This window comes from Labrenzia sp. THAF82 (assembly GCF_009363435.1).
GTDB classification, from domain to species: Bacteria; Pseudomonadota; Alphaproteobacteria; order Rhizobiales; family Stappiaceae; genus Roseibium; species Roseibium porphyridii.
In genome coordinates this window covers 2,037,479-2,053,955 of sequence record NZ_CP045354.1, presented here as the reverse complement: position 1 = coordinate 2,053,955, position 16,477 = coordinate 2,037,479, and the positions used below count along the sequence as shown (strand labels likewise).

The 16,477-nt window shown below is 55.9% G+C and carries 21 protein-coding genes; 9 read left to right on the top strand and 12 right to left on the bottom strand.

From position 1 onward, the window contains the following. Window position 1 precedes the first annotated feature (1 nt). Both pcp and FIV00_RS09580 read left to right on the top strand, forming a co-directional pair. Window positions 2-670, top strand: coding sequence for a pyroglutamyl-peptidase I (gene pcp / locus FIV00_RS09585; RefSeq protein WP_152500542.1), 669 nt, complete (start codon window positions 2-4; stop codon window positions 668-670). A gap of 112 nt (window positions 671-782) precedes the next feature. After that, window positions 783-1,466, top strand: coding sequence for a fumarylacetoacetate hydrolase family protein (locus FIV00_RS09580; RefSeq protein WP_152500541.1), 684 nt, complete (start codon window positions 783-785; stop codon window positions 1,464-1,466). 63 nt (window positions 1,467-1,529) lie between these two features. Here FIV00_RS09580 and FIV00_RS29735 read toward each other — a convergent pair whose 3' ends face one another. The 3 genes from FIV00_RS29735 to FIV00_RS09570 form a co-directional block, all read right to left on the bottom strand. Further along, the gene (locus FIV00_RS29735; RefSeq protein WP_173005929.1) at window positions 1,530-1,697 is read right to left on the bottom strand and encodes a hypothetical protein; all 168 of its coding nucleotides are present in this window, start codon (window positions 1,695-1,697) and stop codon (window positions 1,530-1,532) included. 267 nt (window positions 1,698-1,964) lie between these two features. Next, a complete protein-coding gene (locus FIV00_RS09575) occupies window positions 1,965-3,299 on the bottom strand; it encodes a HAMP domain-containing sensor histidine kinase (RefSeq protein ID WP_152500540.1) in 1,335 nt (444 codons plus the stop codon). 36 nt (window positions 3,300-3,335) lie between these two features. Continuing rightward, on the bottom strand, window positions 3,336-4,013 hold the full coding sequence (locus FIV00_RS09570; RefSeq protein WP_152500539.1) for a response regulator transcription factor: 678 nt from the start codon (window positions 4,011-4,013) through the stop codon (window positions 3,336-3,338). Between the two features lie 204 nt (window positions 4,014-4,217). Here FIV00_RS09570 and FIV00_RS09565 point away from each other — a divergent pair, with 204 nt between their 5' ends. The 3 genes from FIV00_RS09565 to FIV00_RS09555 all read left to right on the top strand — a co-directional run bounded on the left by FIV00_RS09565 (window position 4,218) and on the right by FIV00_RS09555 (window position 6,843). Then, window positions 4,218-4,571 (top strand): PepSY domain-containing protein, encoded by a 354-nt coding sequence (locus FIV00_RS09565; RefSeq protein ID WP_152500538.1) that lies wholly within the window; start codon window positions 4,218-4,220, stop codon window positions 4,569-4,571. A gap of 77 nt (window positions 4,572-4,648) precedes the next feature. Beyond that, window positions 4,649-4,870, top strand: a complete 222-nt coding sequence (locus FIV00_RS09560) for a hypothetical protein (RefSeq protein WP_152500537.1) — start codon at window positions 4,649-4,651, stop codon at window positions 4,868-4,870. Window positions 4,871-5,067: 197 nt separating this feature from the next. Then, window positions 5,068-6,843 (top strand): SLC13 family permease, encoded by a 1,776-nt coding sequence (locus FIV00_RS09555; RefSeq protein ID WP_152500536.1) that lies wholly within the window; start codon window positions 5,068-5,070, stop codon window positions 6,841-6,843. Window positions 6,844-6,849: 6 nt separating this feature from the next. Here FIV00_RS09555 and FIV00_RS09550 read toward each other — a convergent pair whose 3' ends face one another. Further along, on the bottom strand, window positions 6,850-7,749 hold the full coding sequence (locus tag FIV00_RS09550; protein WP_152500535.1) for a GyrI-like domain-containing protein: 900 nt from the start codon (window positions 7,747-7,749) through the stop codon (window positions 6,850-6,852). Between the two features lie 181 nt (window positions 7,750-7,930). Here FIV00_RS09550 and FIV00_RS09545 point away from each other — a divergent pair, with 181 nt between their 5' ends. The 4 genes from FIV00_RS09545 to FIV00_RS09530 all read left to right on the top strand — a co-directional run bounded on the left by FIV00_RS09545 (window position 7,931) and on the right by FIV00_RS09530 (window position 10,325). Further along, the gene (locus FIV00_RS09545) at window positions 7,931-8,830 is read left to right on the top strand and encodes an NAD(P)-dependent oxidoreductase (RefSeq protein WP_152500534.1); all 900 of its coding nucleotides are present in this window, start codon (window positions 7,931-7,933) and stop codon (window positions 8,828-8,830) included. A gap of 106 nt (window positions 8,831-8,936) precedes the next feature. Then, on the top strand, window positions 8,937-9,299 hold the full coding sequence (locus tag FIV00_RS09540) for a hypothetical protein (RefSeq protein ID WP_152500533.1): 363 nt from the start codon (window positions 8,937-8,939) through the stop codon (window positions 9,297-9,299). Window positions 9,300-9,372: 73 nt separating this feature from the next. Further along, window positions 9,373-9,828 (top strand): MaoC family dehydratase, encoded by a 456-nt coding sequence (locus FIV00_RS09535; protein ID WP_152500532.1) that lies wholly within the window; start codon window positions 9,373-9,375, stop codon window positions 9,826-9,828. Then, complete coding sequence (locus tag FIV00_RS09530; protein WP_152500531.1) at window positions 9,828-10,325, top strand: MaoC family dehydratase; 498 nt, start codon at window positions 9,828-9,830, stop codon at window positions 10,323-10,325. Before FIV00_RS09535 ends, FIV00_RS09530 begins: the two co-directional genes overlap by 1 nt. A gap of 29 nt (window positions 10,326-10,354) precedes the next feature. Here FIV00_RS09530 and FIV00_RS09525 read toward each other — a convergent pair whose 3' ends face one another. The 8 genes from FIV00_RS09525 to petA form a co-directional block, all read right to left on the bottom strand. Continuing rightward, on the bottom strand, window positions 10,355-10,834 hold the full coding sequence (locus FIV00_RS09525; RefSeq protein ID WP_152500530.1) for a GNAT family N-acetyltransferase: 480 nt from the start codon (window positions 10,832-10,834) through the stop codon (window positions 10,355-10,357). Between the two features lie 14 nt (window positions 10,835-10,848). Next, window positions 10,849-11,511: a 5,6-dimethylbenzimidazole synthase gene (gene bluB / locus FIV00_RS09520; RefSeq protein WP_152500529.1), complete on the bottom strand. Its 663-nt coding sequence runs from the start codon at window positions 11,509-11,511 to the stop codon at window positions 10,849-10,851. Window positions 11,512-11,517: 6 nt separating this feature from the next. Continuing rightward, window positions 11,518-12,066, bottom strand: a complete 549-nt coding sequence (locus tag FIV00_RS09515; RefSeq protein WP_152500528.1) for an adenine phosphoribosyltransferase — start codon at window positions 12,064-12,066, stop codon at window positions 11,518-11,520. A gap of 104 nt (window positions 12,067-12,170) precedes the next feature. Beyond that, window positions 12,171-13,052, bottom strand: a complete 882-nt coding sequence (locus FIV00_RS09510) for an S-methyl-5'-thioadenosine phosphorylase (protein WP_152500527.1) — start codon at window positions 13,050-13,052, stop codon at window positions 12,171-12,173. 71 nt (window positions 13,053-13,123) lie between these two features. Further along, the gene (locus tag FIV00_RS09505) at window positions 13,124-13,615 is read right to left on the bottom strand and encodes a heme-binding protein (protein WP_173005928.1); all 492 of its coding nucleotides are present in this window, start codon (window positions 13,613-13,615) and stop codon (window positions 13,124-13,126) included. Between the two features lie 68 nt (window positions 13,616-13,683). Further along, window positions 13,684-14,523 carry a cytochrome c1 gene (locus tag FIV00_RS09500; protein WP_152500525.1) on the bottom strand — a complete coding sequence of 280 codons (840 nt, stop codon included), beginning with the start codon at window positions 14,521-14,523 and terminating at the stop codon, window positions 13,684-13,686. Between the two features lie 30 nt (window positions 14,524-14,553). Further along, a complete protein-coding gene (locus FIV00_RS09495; protein WP_152500524.1) occupies window positions 14,554-15,819 on the bottom strand; it encodes a cytochrome b/b6 in 1,266 nt (421 codons plus the stop codon). A gap of 25 nt (window positions 15,820-15,844) precedes the next feature. After that, window positions 15,845-16,408 (bottom strand): ubiquinol-cytochrome c reductase iron-sulfur subunit, encoded by a 564-nt coding sequence (petA, locus tag FIV00_RS09490; RefSeq protein ID WP_152500523.1) that lies wholly within the window; start codon window positions 16,406-16,408, stop codon window positions 15,845-15,847. Window positions 16,409-16,477: the final 69 nt, after the last annotated feature.

The following is a 16,477-nucleotide window of genomic DNA, read 5'->3' as shown; positions in this document are numbered from 1 at the left end:
CATGAAGTCATTGCTGTTGACGGGATTTGAGGCATTTGGCAACACACCGGTCAATCCGGCCGAACAAGTTGCAAGGCTTCTGGACGGCGATGTCGTGGCCGACACCCGCATTGTATCGAAAATTATCCCGAATACGTTTTTCGTATGCATCGAAGCCGTCAAGGATGCACTACAGAAAACTGGTGCTGATGCCGTCGTAATGATGGGAGAATTTGGCGGACGTGCCACGATAACCGTTGAACGCTTTGCGATGAATTTCAACGATGCCACCCGCTACGGTTTGAAAGACAATGCTGGCATGGCTTTGCAGGACCAGCCAACCGTCAAAGACGGTCCCCTCGCCTACCAAAGCACACTTCCGGTCCGCGCGATGGTCAAGGCAATGCGCGCGGGCGGTATTCCCGCTGACATTTCCGATACGGCCGGAACTTTCTGCTGCAATCACCTTTTCTACGGTGTTATGCATCACCTTGCTGAGACTGAGAGCAAAGTTCGCGCTGGTTGGGTGCACCTGCCTCACCTGCCACAAGTGGCGGCGATGGAAGGAAATCTCGGAGCACCCAGCATGTCTGCGCAGACGTCGGCAGAAGGCCTTCGCCTTGCGATAGAAGCCCTGGCAAGCCATCAAAATGATCTGAACGTGCCTGTTTCCGGTCGATTGCAGATCTGATCCACAGTGCGTAGGTGTCGGCCTTTGATAGAGGTGCGTCGCAGGTGTCACTCGACAGAAATGATGGGATGCGGCAAACAGACGGTCATCGCCATTTCAGGAAGGTCGAACCATGCCGACGGTGTTTCCCGCCCCGCAACCCGCCATATTGCCAATCAGCGACAGTAAACTCGGGTTTCCTGTGCGACGGGTCTATTGTGTCGGTCGGAACTACGCGGCTCATGCTGTTGAGATGGGTCATGACCCTGACAAGGAACCTCCGTTTTTCTTCCAGAAAAACCCGGACGATCTCGATCCCTCCGGAACGTTTCCTTATCCCCCACTCAGCCAGGATGTTCATCACGAGGTAGAACTGGCGGTGATGTTGAAATCGGGTCACGCCAATATCAAGGCCGAAAACGCACTTCAGCACGTTTATGGGTATGCGGTTGCTCTGGACATGACCCGGCGGGACTTACAAGGTGCGGCCAAAAAGGCTGGCCGTCCCTGGGAAGCCGGAAAGGCATTTGAACGTTCAGCCCCAGTCGGCCGGATTGTTCCGGCCGCCGATTGCGGTTTTCTGAGCGATGGCAAGATTTCACTCACCGTCAATGGTGACATTCGTCAGGACGGCGACCTTAACCAGCTGATCTGGAAAGTCCCTGAGATCATCGCAAAATTGTCCGAGCTTTTCCAACTGGGCGCTGGTGACGTCATTTTGACGGGAACACCTGCCGGTGTCGGTCCCGTTTCCAAAGGCGATGTGCTCCTGGCGACCATAGAAGGATTGCCCGAGCTGCGGGTTGCGGTTGGCTGACAGTTCGGCATCCTGGATTGCCAACTTTTCAGCAAGCAGGATGCCCTTGTTTTGGTTCTACGCTCAGCTTCGATCCAGACCGAGCATCAGCAGCGGATTGGGGCCTTTGTGGTTCCGCCATTTGTCGCTGTTCTCAGGTCGGCGCAGGCGAGCAACCCAATTCGTTCTTGGCACGCCATACTTTTTCAACAAATCGTCCACTTCGTAAAAACGATTGTTCTCGCGGGTCATTTTCCTTTCCTTTCCATTATACGGCTTTCGCCGTTTCCTAATGGAAATATGGGTATGAAAACGCACGGGTCCATTGTTCTGAGATTAACGTTTCGTCATGTTTGAAGCGCGCGATCAGTATGAGGCCACTCCCCTGTCCCATATCGGTTTCAGATCACGTCATCGAATGGGGCGTCCTGCGTTCCGACCGCGTGTGTCCGGATCGACAATCGTCACCCTCTTTGAGAGATAGGCAATTTTCCCCGACCGAGAGGCACGAGTTCTGGATCACGGAAACCGGATTTCTATTCTCAATCCTTTTCGTTCAGGAGCGTCCGGTTGACTTGAGGCCATTAAAAGCTCTGCCCGATGCAGGTTTGTAATGGTTTTGACAAGGGCCAGGCCAAGGCCTGCACCGGGCGTTGTTCGACTTTCCTCAAGCCGGTACATCGGCTCCAGCACGCGGCCATAAAGATGTTCCGGTATTCCCGGACCTGTGTCTGCAAGGACAAGGCTTTTGCCCCGCGCAATGAGTGTGAGACGCGCGCTCTCCGGCGCGTGTTTCAAACTGTTTTCAATCAGATTGGCGACGGCTTGCAGGATCAAGCGCCGGTCCCCTGAAATGGCCTGTGTTTCTTGAACAACAAGATCGAAGCTCCGGCCACTGTCTTCTATGACCGCCCGGTAAATGTCCGCCGTTTCCTCGGCAAGCCTGGCGGGACTGAGGGTCTCGAACCTCTGCCGGTGTTCACCAGATTCAAGCTTGGCAATGCGCAGCAAGGCCTCGAACAGGTCGATGATCTCGTCAGTCTGTTCCATCGCCACGCTGATCGCATCTTCGTCGGCCGCTGTCGCTTCAATCATTTCCAGCTGGCCACGCAAACGGGTCAGGGGTGTTTTCAGGTCATGCGCAATATTGGCCGTCAGGTTCCGTGTCTGTCGCAGCAGGATTTCCAGCTGAGATGTTGTCTGATCGATCGATCGCGACAGACGAATGAAATCATCACTGCCGGACCCTGGTTCGATCCGCGCCGTCAGGTCGCCTGCAGCCACCTTGTCGAGCACTCCTGAGATGGCGGACAAACGCCGTTGCGCCCGCCAGCCCAAAAGGCCTCCGATCCCCAGCATGGCAACGAGTGTCAAACCGCCCGATACAGCGAAGATATTGATCAGGACCTCCAGATAGTCATCCCGATCGTCAAGGTTCGTCCCGACAGCCAAAGTGCCGCCGGCCGCCTGTGCGATATACACGCGCCAGATACCGTCGAGATCCTCACCAACAACCTTTCGACCAAGTTTGATGGTCCTCAGTCCCGGCCTGTTCTCGGTAAGCTTAGCCAAGGCGCCATACGTTGCGCCGCCAGGTCCCTGAAAGGCAACAAACCGATCTTCGGTTTCATAGAAAAGGGCATTATCCGGGCCGATCGCAGCGATCCTGCCAGCAACATCGGCCAAACGGGTTTCCAGTTCAGCATCTATGCGGGCATTGATCTCCCGATCGATGAAGAGGATCGACACGAATCCTGCAAAAGCGACAATAACGAGGAAGACAAGCGTGAGCTGCACGGTTTGACGCAGGACCGACATCTGCATCAGGGCTCGTATCTGATTAAGCAGTTTCAACAGCAGATGCTCCGGTCAGATACCCGATTTTCCGGATCACACTTCGAAGACATAGCCTGCTCCTCGCTTCGTCCGGATCAGAGATCCCTCGAACGGTTTTTCGATCTTTGCGCGCAATCGGCTGATATGAGTTTCAACGACACTGCTTGTCGGGTCGAAGTTGATATCCCACACACGCTCAAGAAGCATCGCCCGGGTCAGGACCCGGCCCTCGTTGCGCATGAACACTTCGAGAAGACGGAATTCTTTCGCGTTGAGATCGATTTTCTGCCCCTGTCGGACGCAAGTCTGTTTCAAGAGATCCAATTCAAGATCGCCCGACTTGAGCTTCACCGGCTCTGCATCTGGAACAGAAGACCTACGACGGCCAAGCGCTGCAATCCGTGCCAGCAGCTCGCTAGAGGCGAAAGGCTTGGTCAGGTAGTCGTCCGCGCCTGCCTCGAGGCCTTCGACCCTGTCTTCAACTGCTTCCATAGCTGTCAGAAACAAGACAGGTGTGCTGTTTCGAGAGGCTCGAATGGCCTTCAGAACCGACAATCCGTCAATACCTGGCGTCATCCGGTCGAGCACAATGACATCGAAATCTCCAGTCGTCGCACTTGCCAGCGCTTCTCTTCCATCCGAAACCCAGTCGACAACATGACCAGCCTCGCTGAGGCTGGAATGCACCCACTTGCCGATGCCACTATCATCTTCCAGAAGCAAAATGCGCATCTTTAGTTCAATGTCCTTGGCCTTAGACGGTCCTCATGCCGCCCTACCTTTCAAGGCGTACAACGTTCGATCTCAATGAGGAAACCGAATTTCGCTTCTTTACAAAAATGTATATTTCGCGCCAGAGGCGGGCAAACTCCATCGCTTATCTCTTGGTCATCGGAGGGCACGACGCCGCCGCAGACAACCCAAGAGGACGAAGACATGAAAACCACCGCCAAGATTTTTGCAGCCAGCCTGATCGCAGTTGGGCTGACGGGTACCTCCCTTGCCATTGCCGCTCAGAAAAATGCATCGGACGCCCCGCTTCAGTCCGACCTTTCCATCGCGCAGGTCTCCGAAATCGCACTTGCGGCACAGCCCGGGGCAATTGAGGAAATCACGCTGGAAAACGAGGACGGCAAGACTGTCTTTGAAGTCGAAATCAACACCGACGCAGATGAAGTGGAAGTGCTGATCGACGCAGCGACAGGTGAGGTTCTATCCGTGGAAAAAGACAACGACCATGCGTGGTTCGGCGGCAAAGACAAGAAAGCCGGTGCTCAAGAGAAGGGGTGACCTCGACCTCAAATGGAGCAGTGGGTCCCTTCCCGCTGCTCATTTCCAATCCCGTAAAGCTAACTTTGGAGACTGATATGAATACCATGAATTCCTACCTTGAAACCGGCAAGACTGCTCTTCGGCGCTGTGGCGCAGCCGTCGCCGGGGTTGCCGGTCTCCTTGTCGGCGGCCTTCTGGTTTCCGCTTTTGCAACGCTGGGACTGGCGATCATCGGCATCGGAGCCGTTGCCATGTCGATCCTGCTTGCTGCCAGCGCCCTTGCACCCGGTGAGGACAAGAAGGTTGCAACAAGCTGACCCGGCGCTTTGAAGTCACGTGTCGTACGGCCCGGTCAAAGCACCGGGCAGACGTCATGCCGGAAACTCCAAAAAACGCGCGAAAAGGCCGGCGACCGAAGGGTCGAAATCCAATCGACGGCCTTTTTCTGGCGAATCTCGGCAATTCGTCCTAAAACCGGCTATTGCAAATTGGGGCCGCATCCGCCGGAGCTTACGTGACATTCGATCAAACCGCCCTTTTTGTGTTGTTCGGTGCCGTCTTTGCCCTGCTTGTCTGGGGCCGCATCCGGTTCGACCTGATTGCTTTTGCAGCTCTCATTCTGGGTGCGCTGCTTGGTCTTGTGCCGTCGGGAGAAATCTTTACCGGCTTCGGTCATCCTGCCGTCATCATCATCGCACTTGTACTGATTGTTTCACGCGGGCTTATGAATTCCGGTGCTGTCGAGCTAATTGCCGGACATCTCTTATCTGCCTCGCGAAGCCTTTCCGGACATATCGGCCTGATGTCGGTTGTCGGCGCAGGGCTTTCAGGCATCATCAACAACGTGGCGGCACTTGCGCTTTTAATGCCGCTGGATCTTGAGGCAGCCCGCAAGGGTGAGCGGTCGCCGGGCCTGACCTTGATGCCCTTGTCTTTCGCAACAATCCTCGGCGGCATGATCACCTTGATTGGTACGCCTCCAAATATTGTCATAGCCGAATACCGCTCCGATGCACTCGGTCAACCGTTTGCGATGTTTGATTTCGCTCCGGTCGGACTGGTGGTCGCCGTGACAGGGATCGCCTTTGTCGCTCTTTTTGGCTGGCGTCTGCTACCTGCCCATTTTCGAAAGCCGCCCAAGCAGGAAGGATTTGCAGAAAGCCTGTACTCGGCGGAACTCAAAGTCGGAAACATCCCGGATGACAAGCCACTTAGTGTCGGCGATCTCTACCCCGTTGCCGACGACAAGGACGTGGTCATCATTGGACTGATCCGCAACGGCAGGCGTGTCAGGGGCTTTGCGCGCCGCGAACCGATCAAATCGGGTGACTTCCTCGTCGTGGAAGGCGATCCCAAGGCCATCGAGGCCTTCATGGGGGCAGCGAAACTCGAATTCGCAGGCTCCGAGCGACACAAAGGCGGCCTGAGCGGAAGCGCCTTGTCGTTGCTTGAAGCCATCGTACCCGACAATGCGCGCATCATCGGTCGGTCAGCCTTCGACATGCGCCTGCTCTATGGACAAAGCGTCACGCTGCTCGGTATTTCCCGCCAGGGACGCCGCATTCAGAAAAGGGTGCGTCACGAGATCATCCGGCCGGGAGATGTCCTCCTCATGCTCGGTACCGAAGATCGACTCGATCACGCCAGCAGCTGGTTGGGTGTCTTGCCCCTGGAAGGGCGCAAGACCGGCATGATCCAACGCAACAAGGCCTGGCTTGCAATCGCCGGTTTTGTTCTGGCTATTACCGCTGCCGTTGCCGGACTTGCCTATCTGCCCGTCGCGCTGGCTGCATGCGTCGTTCTATATGCTGCAACCGGGCTGATCAGCGGTTCAGAGGTTTATACCGCCGTTGAATGGAAGGTCATTGTGCTGCTTGGTTCGTTGATCCCTCTTGGGCAAGCCTTTGAAAATGCAGGCAACGCTCAACTGATTGCCGATGGTATCGTTGCCCTGACTGCGGGAGCCCCTGCCTGGATCACGCTAGCCGTGCTGATGGTCGTGACCATGACCCTGTCGGATTTCCTGAACAATGTCGCCACCTGCCTGATTGCGGCGCCGATATCTGTCCAGATTGCAGGCAGTTTGGGTGTCAACTCGGATCCCTTCCTGATGGCGGTCGCTGTGGCTGCATCCTGCGCCTTCCTGACGCCAATCGGCCACAAGAACAACACCATCATCATGGGGCCTGGCGGTTATCGCTTCGGCGACTACTGGCGCATCGGTTTGCCACTGGAGCTGCTGGTGCTGGTCGTTTCCATACCCGCGATCCTGGTTTTCTGGCCACTTTGATCCATTTTACGCGGCCGGTTTGAGCGGCAGGCAGATATCGGTCAGAAGATCCGCAGGGGCCGTATCACGCGGATTGTTGAGATAGACTTCCATACAAGGCGCGTCATCGGGCACCCGTCCGGACTGCGTTAGCCATTCGCCATAGAGCCAGCGATAAGCCTTTTGCATATCGGCATAGGGACCCTTGTAATGAAGAACCGCATAGTCGCCACCGCGCGTTTCCACCGCCTCGAGCGGGGCTGTCATCGCAAATCCATCTGTAACGGCAACACCGGCAACTGACCGAAGTTCGTCTTCCGGAACGCGGGTCGGGTCGGAATAGTAGAGCGCCTTCATCGCACCCGATTGTCCGATCTGGTTGCGTGTGACCAGCATGCCGATCAGCTTTTCAAAAGCCTGACCAATCTGCAGATAGGATCCTTTGTGAGGCAATACGGCAAGCGTTTCGGAAGGCAGGGATTTGATAGTTACATCATGCATGAGGTTGGTTCCTTTTAAGCTGGGGATTGGGGCACCGCCGAGGACCGGTTGCAGCTTGGTCAAAACCGTTTCGGCACGGTAGACCGACGGGCTCTGGCCATATGATTGTTTGAAGCTGCGCGAGAAGGCTTCTTGACTGCCATACCCGGCCCGGCTGGCGACTTTGGAAAGTGGAAGGTCGGTGTAGGAAAGATCAGCAGCCGCACGATGCAGCCGAAGCCGTTTCACCGTGGCGACGATGGACTCACCGTAGGTGGACTGCCAGACACGGTGCCAGTGCCAGGGTGAAAGGGCCGCCACGTCCGCGAGCGTCGCAAGATCCGGATCTTCATCCAGGTGGGCGTAGATATATTCGATCACTCGCGTGAAGCGGCGGATATAGCCATTGTCTTTCGAACTAAGATTGGTTGTCTGGTGCTGGGTCATGTGGCCGTCCTGGAAAAGTGATCGGACACTAGCACCGCACCAGATGATAAATCTTGCGGATTTGATCCACCGAGGGATCTCAGGTCACGTAGATTTTCCCGGGAAAGACGAAAGACAGACTGGTCTCTTCGAGCAAATTGCTCATGATGAGCGCCGTTCTTTCAAACTGGAGCTGTCGACAATGAACGCACGGAAACGCATCCTATTTACTGGCGGCTCCGGCAAAGCCGGCAAACATGTCATTCCCTATCTGCTTGAACAAGGCCACAGGGTAGTAAATGTCGATCTGACGCCGCTCGATTATCCCGGTGTCGACAATCTGACGGCCGATATCACCTCCTCCGGTGAAATGTTCAATGTCATGACGAGCTACGCCAATTTCGATGAGCTGGAACCCGGCAATGGTGTCCCGGCCTTCGATGCCGTTGTACATTTTGCCGCCGTACCGCGCATCCTGATCCAGCCGGACAACAAGACTTTCGCCGTCAATGCCGTAGGCACTTACAATGTCATCGAGGCAGCGGTGAAGCTGGGCATCCGGAAAATCGTGATCGCTTCGTCGGAAACGACCTATGGCGTCTGCTTCGCCGACGGTGTTGTCGACCCGAAAATTCTACCCGTCGAAGAAGACTATGATGTCGATCCCATGGACAGCTATGGCCTATCCAAGGTCGTCAACGAACAAACCGCACGTGCTTTCCAGCGTCGCTCCGGATACGACATTTATGCCCTGAGGATCGGCAATGTCATCGAGCCGCATGAATATGATCGTTTCCCCGGCTTCTTCAAGGATCCGGCGCAACGGCGCCGCAATATTTTTTGCTACATCGATGCGCGCGATCTCGGTCAGATTGTCGACCTTTGCCTGGAAAAGGATGGCCTTGGGTATCAGGTCTTCAATGCGGGGAACGACTCCAACTCGGTCGATATTCCCAACTCGGAAATCCTGGAACGGTTTTTCCCGAGCGTTCCCCTGAGTCGCGATCTCGGCGACCACGAAGCGCTGTTTTCCAACCGCAAGATCCGGGAGGTGCTTGGCTTCCAGGAAAACCACAATTGGAGGAAATACGTGAAAACCTGACCACGCCTTCAACCGGTGCTACCGGAAACAGGTTTACTTGCCGGAATCCGGTGGATAGCGTCTGATGGCGCCGGAAAAGGGGAATGGCTAGCATGAAGGAACGCCCATGAATTTTCTGAAGATAGTGGCCTGCGCCAGCATGCTTTGTCTGACCGGGACAGCCGCCATGGCGCAAGGAACCGGCTCGGAAGGCTATTTCCAAGTATACAACAATACCGAGGGCAACATCGTTGTCGGGTTCTACACTGATGACGGCAGTGGCTGGAGCGACAACTGGCTATCGGATGCCCTTGGTCCGGGCGAGAACGTGCGTGCTGAGTTTTATTCTGACACGGGCAACTGCGAGCAGGTACTTCAGATCGGCTGGCACGGGGACGATGACAGCGAAGTTCTGGACGAGCCGATTTCAATCGATATCTGTGAAGCCAGCAATGTCTATTTGGACGATAATGAAATTTATTTCGACTGAACCTGGTCCAGCCTGGCTTCAGGACGCCAGATACATCCTGACCTGCTCGACCGAATGATTCCGGAAAACACCTATGACGGATCTCCTTTATTTCGAGGATTTACAACCAGGTCAGGCGTTTGATCTCGGTTCAATTACGGTCACACGGGAAGAAATCATCGGGTTTGCCGAAGAATTCGACCCCCAGCCATTTCATCTGGATGACGACGCCGGAGAAGCTTCACTGTTGGGCGGCTTGGCGGCTTCAGGCTGGCACACAGGGTCCCTGGTCATGCGGTTGTTGGCCGCGAACCTCCTCAACAGGACAAGTGGCAGGGGCTCTCCGGGCATCAGCAAGTTGCAATGGAAACAACCGGTCTTTCCGGGCGATACATTGACAGCCCGTGCAGAAATTCTGGAAACCAAGAACTTGCGCACCAAACCAGACCTCGGCATTGCTATTTTCCGGATCACGGCGACCAAGCAAAACGATACAAAAGTCATTCATTGGGAAAATCCGATCCTGTTTGCCAAGCGGGACATTGCCTGATGACGAAACCCTTCGACGAAATCGAAATCGGTGAAGCACTCGAGCTTGGGCAACACACCTTCACCCGAGATGAAATCATCCGTTTTGCCGAGCAATACGACCCCCAGCCGTTTCATCTGAGTGAAGAAGCAGCCGCGGGGACCCATTTCGGCCGACTATGCGCGTCCGGCTGGCACACGGCTTCAGTGTTCATGAAACTCTGGGTCGCGCGGCACAAAGAGCTTGTGGCCGAGATGCTCGCCAATGGAGTGACGCCTGCAAGAATGGGCCCGTCGCCAGGATTTGAGGATCTGAAGTGGATAAAGCCGGTTTTTGTTGACGACACGCTACGCTACAGGCGGATCGTCACCGGCAAAACAGAAAGCCGCAGCCGCCCGGAATGGGGCTTGATTCATTCTGATATGCTGGCCGTCAATCAGGACGACAAACTGGTATTTTCGTTCAAAGGCACGGTTTTCGTCGAACGCCGACAGGCCGCGACGCTTTCCTCAATCTGACGGGCTCAGGTGCGCAGCAGGCACCCACATCAAAGCGTGCGCGCAAACAGCACTTCATCGTGAATTTCGATCCCGTAGTCGCCCCGAAGCGGAATACCGGGCTTCTGCTCACGCTCCCGGTCAATTACGCCCTGGCCGATCCGCTCAAGCCGAAAGCCCCGTCGCTGATAAAACCGGAAAGCATCCAGATTGTCGTTGGACGTGCGCACGGTCAGGCGTGGCATGCCGATTGAACGCGCTTCCGTCACCACTGCATCCAGCAGCTGACTACCGACCCCGCCCCAACGGTTGAGGGAGTCGAGTGTCAGGATTTCCCACTCGTCAGCTCGCTTGATCAGAGTCACCATGCCGACAAGCTCTTCACCGTCGTAGGCGACGTATCCCGGCAGTCGTGATGCATCGACCATTTCATTGTCGAGCATGATTTCAGGAGCAGTCCAGCGATCCATCAACAACTGGTGGACGTCGGCGTGGTCACTCTCTTCGGTCGCACGAATAATCACAGGCATCTGGGATTCATCTCCTAACGGCGAAACAACCGTGTCTCCAACGGACTGCGCGATTGCCATCGCACACGCTCCAATTCCGGATCGATGTGTTCTTCTTCCGGAAAACCGACGCATAGATAAGCCACGAGCCGCCAGCTCTCGTCAACCTGAAGAATTTCGGAGACTGCAGCCGGATCAAGAATAGACACCCAGCCCACGCCAACTCCTTCGGCCCGCGCCGCCAGCCAAAAGGTGTGGATCATGCTGACCGTGGAATAGGCAAGCGTCTCCGGCATCGTCATGCGGCCAAGGCCATGTCCCTGTGCGGGGTCTTCGTCACTAAAGACGGCCAGGTGGACAGGTGCCTCTTTCAGCCCGGACAACTTGAGCTGACGGTAAAGCGCAGCCTTGTTGTCGTCATAAGTATTTGCTGCCGTTTCGTTTTCCGCCTCAAAACACGCAGTCACTTCAGACCGTTTGTCCGGGCTTTCAACAATCACGATCCGCCAGGGCTGACTGTTGCCGACTGAGGGTGCAAGATCGGCCAAATGCAGCAGATGATCCAGCAGACCGGTCGGCAACGGGTCCGTTCGGAAGCGGCGTACATCGCGCCGCCATTTCAGAAGCGTTTCGAAGTCCTGGCGGAACCTCTCCGAAAAGTCCGGTTTTTCGTCTTCGCCCACGGAACCTCCCGACATGGCAAGTCAGTGACCTGGAAATTCCACCAGGGTCCGGACCGGGACATTCATGGCTTCCAGTTTCTTGCGACCACCGAGATCCGGCAGGTCCACAATGAAACAGGCAGCTTCGATATTGGCACCCATCGAACGCAACAGCTTACAGGCAGCTTCGGCAGTTCCGCCGGTTGCAATCAGATCATCGACGACAATCACACGGTCACCTGCACTGATGGCATCTTTGTGCATTTCCATTTCGTCGAGGCCGTATTCCAGTGAGTAGGCGATGCGCACGGTCTCGTGCGGCAGCTTGCCTTTTTTACGGATCGGCACAAAACCCGCAGAAAGCTGGTGGGCAACGGCACCGCCAAGAATGAAGCCACGAGCCTCAATGCCGGCAACCTGTTCGACCTTCGATCCCGCCCAGGGTTGAACCAGTGCGTCGACGGCACGCCGAAATGCCCGTGCATTCCCAAGAAGCGTCGTGATGTCGCGAAACAGAATTCCATCGGTCGGATAATCCTTGATCGTCCGGATCGCTCCGATCAGTTCATCCTGGATTGTCTGGTCGGTCATCTATTCACTTTCTTTCGCTGGCTGTTCCTCTCCGACCGGTGCTTATAACAAGATTGTCGGACCGTTCGAAGCAAATTCAATTAGATCAAAACGTGTTGTTTCGTTCAGGATGGCCTGTTCAGAACGCGTCCTGCAACCGCATCAAGTTTGGCAACAAGTGCCGGGTCTCGTTTTTCCGGCGCAGTCATGAACGCAAACTCAAGCGCAGTGTCCGACCCTGCAGGACAGGACTGGTGTTGCCTCGGCAAGTCCCGTGCGACGCGGGCAACCAGGCGCTGTGCGTTTTCGGCATTGTCGTGCAGCACCTTGATGATGGCTTGAATATCAACCTCGCCATGGTCCGGGTGCCAGCTGTCAAAATCCGTCACCATGGCAATGGTGGCGTAGCAGATCTCAGCTTCACGGGCCAATTTTGCTTCCGGCATATTCGTCATGCCGATTACATCGCAGCCCCAGGTCCGATAGAGGTGACTTTCCGCGAGCGATGAAAATTGCGGTCCTTCCATCGCCAGGTAAGTTCCACCCTTTGAATAAGCCAGATCCTCCGCCTCCGCAGCAGCTGCGACGGCTTCGACAAGCTTCGGACTGACGGGTGTGGCCATGGAAACATGCGCAACGCACCCCGTGCCGAAAAAGCTCTTTTCGCGGGCAATTGTCCGGTCGATGAATTGATCCACCAGAACAAAGGTTCCCGGTGCATGTTCTTCCTTGAGAGAGCCGCAGGCGGATACAGACAACAGATCGGTCACGCCGCAGCGCTTCATTACATCGATATTGGCGCGGTAATTGATAGTGGTTGGGGAATAGACATGGCCACGGCCGTGGCGCGGAAGGAATACAATCTTCAGGCCTTCAATGGACCCGACGCGAACCTGGTCGGAGGGCTGTCCCCAAGGGCTTTCAACACTGATCCATTCCGAGTTCTCTAGTCCCGGCAAATCGTAGATGCCGGATCCGCCGATAATGCCCAAAACTGCGTCTGCCATGTCCGCTCCAAAAATGATCTAAGTCCTGCCAGCCTTGTCCGAACAAAGCCCGGCTGCCGCTTCGAGGTGGGTTATTTCAATTGTTCTGCAATGGCGTCAAGACCGGCTTCAGCACATTTGGCCTCATTTTCAGTGCCCTCTCCGCCGGCCACGCCTATTCCACCCAGCAGCTCACCGGACTGCGAGACAATCGGCAACCCGCCGGCAAGTGCAAGGACGCCGGAGAGCGTTCGAAGATCCTCACGCGCCTCATCCTGCGCCAGAGCGTCAATTTCGGATGTCGGCAGATTGAACGTTGCCGCGGTCCAGGCCTTGCGGCGCGCGGCGTCGGTCACATGGGCCCCTCCCATGTTGCTTCTCAATGTGACTTGCTCCAGGCCGAACCGATCGACGACCGACACACCCACTTGATGACCAGCTTCATTACACACCAGCACCGCGCGAAGCGCGGCTTTCATCGCCAATTGCATGTCGAGCACCGACACCCGGTGCGTCGCCGCAGACCCGGCCACAGCGCTCCAGGAAAGGACAAGCGTTCCCAGTAACAACAACAAGCGGTGCATTAACATTCCCCCAAAGAAAAAGCCGCCGGAAACCGGCGGCTTTCATCATGCATTCTGCAGGCAATCAATCAATGCTCAACATTGCGCCATAGTTTCTTCTTGGTGAAGTACAGCAGTCCAGCAAAGACGATCAGGAAGATCATGACGCGGAAGCCGATTTTCTTGCGATCTTCCAGATGAGGCTCAGCAGCCCACATCATGAACGCCGCAACGTCCTTCGCGTACTGATCCACCGTCATGGGCGTACCATCTGTATATTCCACGGCCTCTTCAAACAAAGGAGGAGCCATGGAGATGAACTCGCCAGCCAGGAACGAGTGGTTATAGTACTGCCCATCCGGCACTTCCACGCCTTCGGGAGCATCCACATAGCCCGTCAGCAGTGAGTAGATATAGTCCGGACCGTTTTCCTGGTACTGCGTGAAGATGTCAAAGACAAACCACGGGAAGCCGCGCTGTGCAGCGCGCGCTTTTGCGAGCAGGGAAAAGTCCGGCGGGTAAGCGCCGTTGTTGGCAGCACGTGCCGCCTGCTCGTTGGGGAATGGCGAGGGGAACCGGTCGGCCAAAATCGCCGGTCGGTCATACATGTCGCCGAAATCGTCTGGTCCGTCGACAACTGTGTATTCCGCCGCGACTGCCTTGGCCTGGTCTTCGGTGAAGCTCGGGCCTCCATCTTCGGCCAGGTTGCGGAAAGCAACAAGTCTCAGACCGTGGCAGGCCGAGCAGTTTTCACGATAGACCTTGAAACCGCGTTGCAGCTGGGCCCTGTCATAGAAACCGAACGGACCGGCAAAAGACCAGCTCTGATAGTCGATTTCGACCTTGGCGCCAGCAGCCATCGCCGGCGTCGCAATGGCAAGTGCTGCCACTGCTGCTAGGGAACGAACCATTTTGATCATGGTGCTCATTGTCTCAAATAACTCCTGATCCGGTTCGCGTTACTTCGTTTCCGGAGCTGCAGCTGCAGCAGCCGGTTTGCCTGATCCACCCTTCAGCACCGATTCTGAAATCGATGCCGGAAGCGGCTTCGGTTTTTCAAGGAAACCGAGCATCGGCAAGATGACCAGGAAGTGCGCGAAGTAGTAGGCGGTGAAGATGCGCGAAAGCGTCACGTAGATGCCTTCAGCGGGCATTGCGCCAAGATACCCAAGAGCCACACAGACCGCTGCAAAGATCCAGAAGAACTGTTTGAACAGCGGACGGTAAGCACCGGAACGCACCTTTGAAGTATCCAGCCACGGCAGGATGAACAGAACTGCAATCGCACCGAACATCAACACAACACCACCGAGCTTGTCCGGAACGGCACGCAGGATCGCGTAGAACGGCAGGAAGTACCATTCAGGAACGATGTGCGCAGGCGTAACCAGCGGGTTGGCCTCGATATAGTTGTCGGCGTGACCCAGATAGTTCGGCAGGTAGAATGCGAACCATGAGAAGAAGATCATGAACACGACAATCGCGAACAGGTCCTTCATCGTGTAGTACGGATGGAACGGAAGCGTGTCCTGTTTGGTCTTCGGCTGAACACCGGTCGGGTTGTTGTTGCCCGTCGTGTGGAAGGCCCATACGTGCAGGATCACCACGCCGAAAATCATGAACGGCAGCAGATAGTGCAGCGAGAAGAACCGGTTCAGCGTCGGATTGTCGACCGCAAAGCCGCCCCAAAGCCAAGTCACGATGGCTTCACCGACCAGCGGAATCGCCGAGAACAGGTTGGTGATAACCGTTGCGCCCCAGAAGGACATCTGCCCCCACGGCAGGACGTAGCCCATGAAGGCTGTGCCCATCATGATCAGGAAGATGATCACGCCAAGGATCCAGGAAATCTCGCGTGGCGCCTTGTAGGAACCGTAGTAGAGACCACGGAAAATGTGAATGTAAACGGCGATGAAGAACATCGAAGCGCCGTTTGAGTGCAGATAGCGTAGCATCCAGCCGAAATTCACATCACGCATGATGTGCTCGACGCTGTCGAACGCTGCACCGGTGCTGGGCGTATAATGCATCACCAGAACGATACCGGTCAGGATCTGCGCAATCAGCACGAAAAACAGGATACCACCGAAGGTCCACCAGTAGTTCAGGTTCTTCGGGGTCGGGAAATCTACAAAGGAACCGCGCATAAGCGAAATAACCGGCAAGCGGCTTTCAAGCCACTTAGCCGCAGCGCTTTGCGGTACATAGTCTGAATGTCCAGCCATGGCTGTCTCCTAAAAATGTCTGCCGTTAGCCGATCTTGATCGTCGAGTCGCCAACGAACTCGAGCGGCGGAATCAGCAAATTCTCGGGAGCCGGGCCCTTACGGATACGGCCGGCAGTGTCATAGTGGGAGCCATGGCATGGGCAGAACCAACCGCCAAACTCACCTGCGTCACCAATCGGAACGCAGCCAAGGTGTGTACAGATACCGATCTGCACCAGCCAGTTTTCCTTGCCCTCAACACCACGGTTCGGATCGGACGCATCCGCGTCAGCCGGCAGGTTGGCGTTACGCGCCAATTGGTCCGGCAAATCCGCGATCGGCACAGACTTGGCTTCGTCCACTTCCGTTTCGGTGCGGTTGCGGATGAATACCGGCTTACCACGCCACTTTACCGTGATTGACTGCCCCTCTTCGACGGCAGACACATCAACTTCAATAGATGCCAATGCCAAAGCGGAAGCATCCGGGTTCATCTGATCTATGAACGGCCATACCAACGCGCCGGCGCCTACAACGCCCATTGCCCCGGTCGCGATGTAGAGAAAGTCACGGCGGTTCGGTTCTTCCGCATCCGTGTTGTGTGCCAAGGTCGCGTCCTCTTTTATGTTCAACCTGTACCGAAAGCCCACGCACGGCCCAAACCCTTCTGCCCCAGA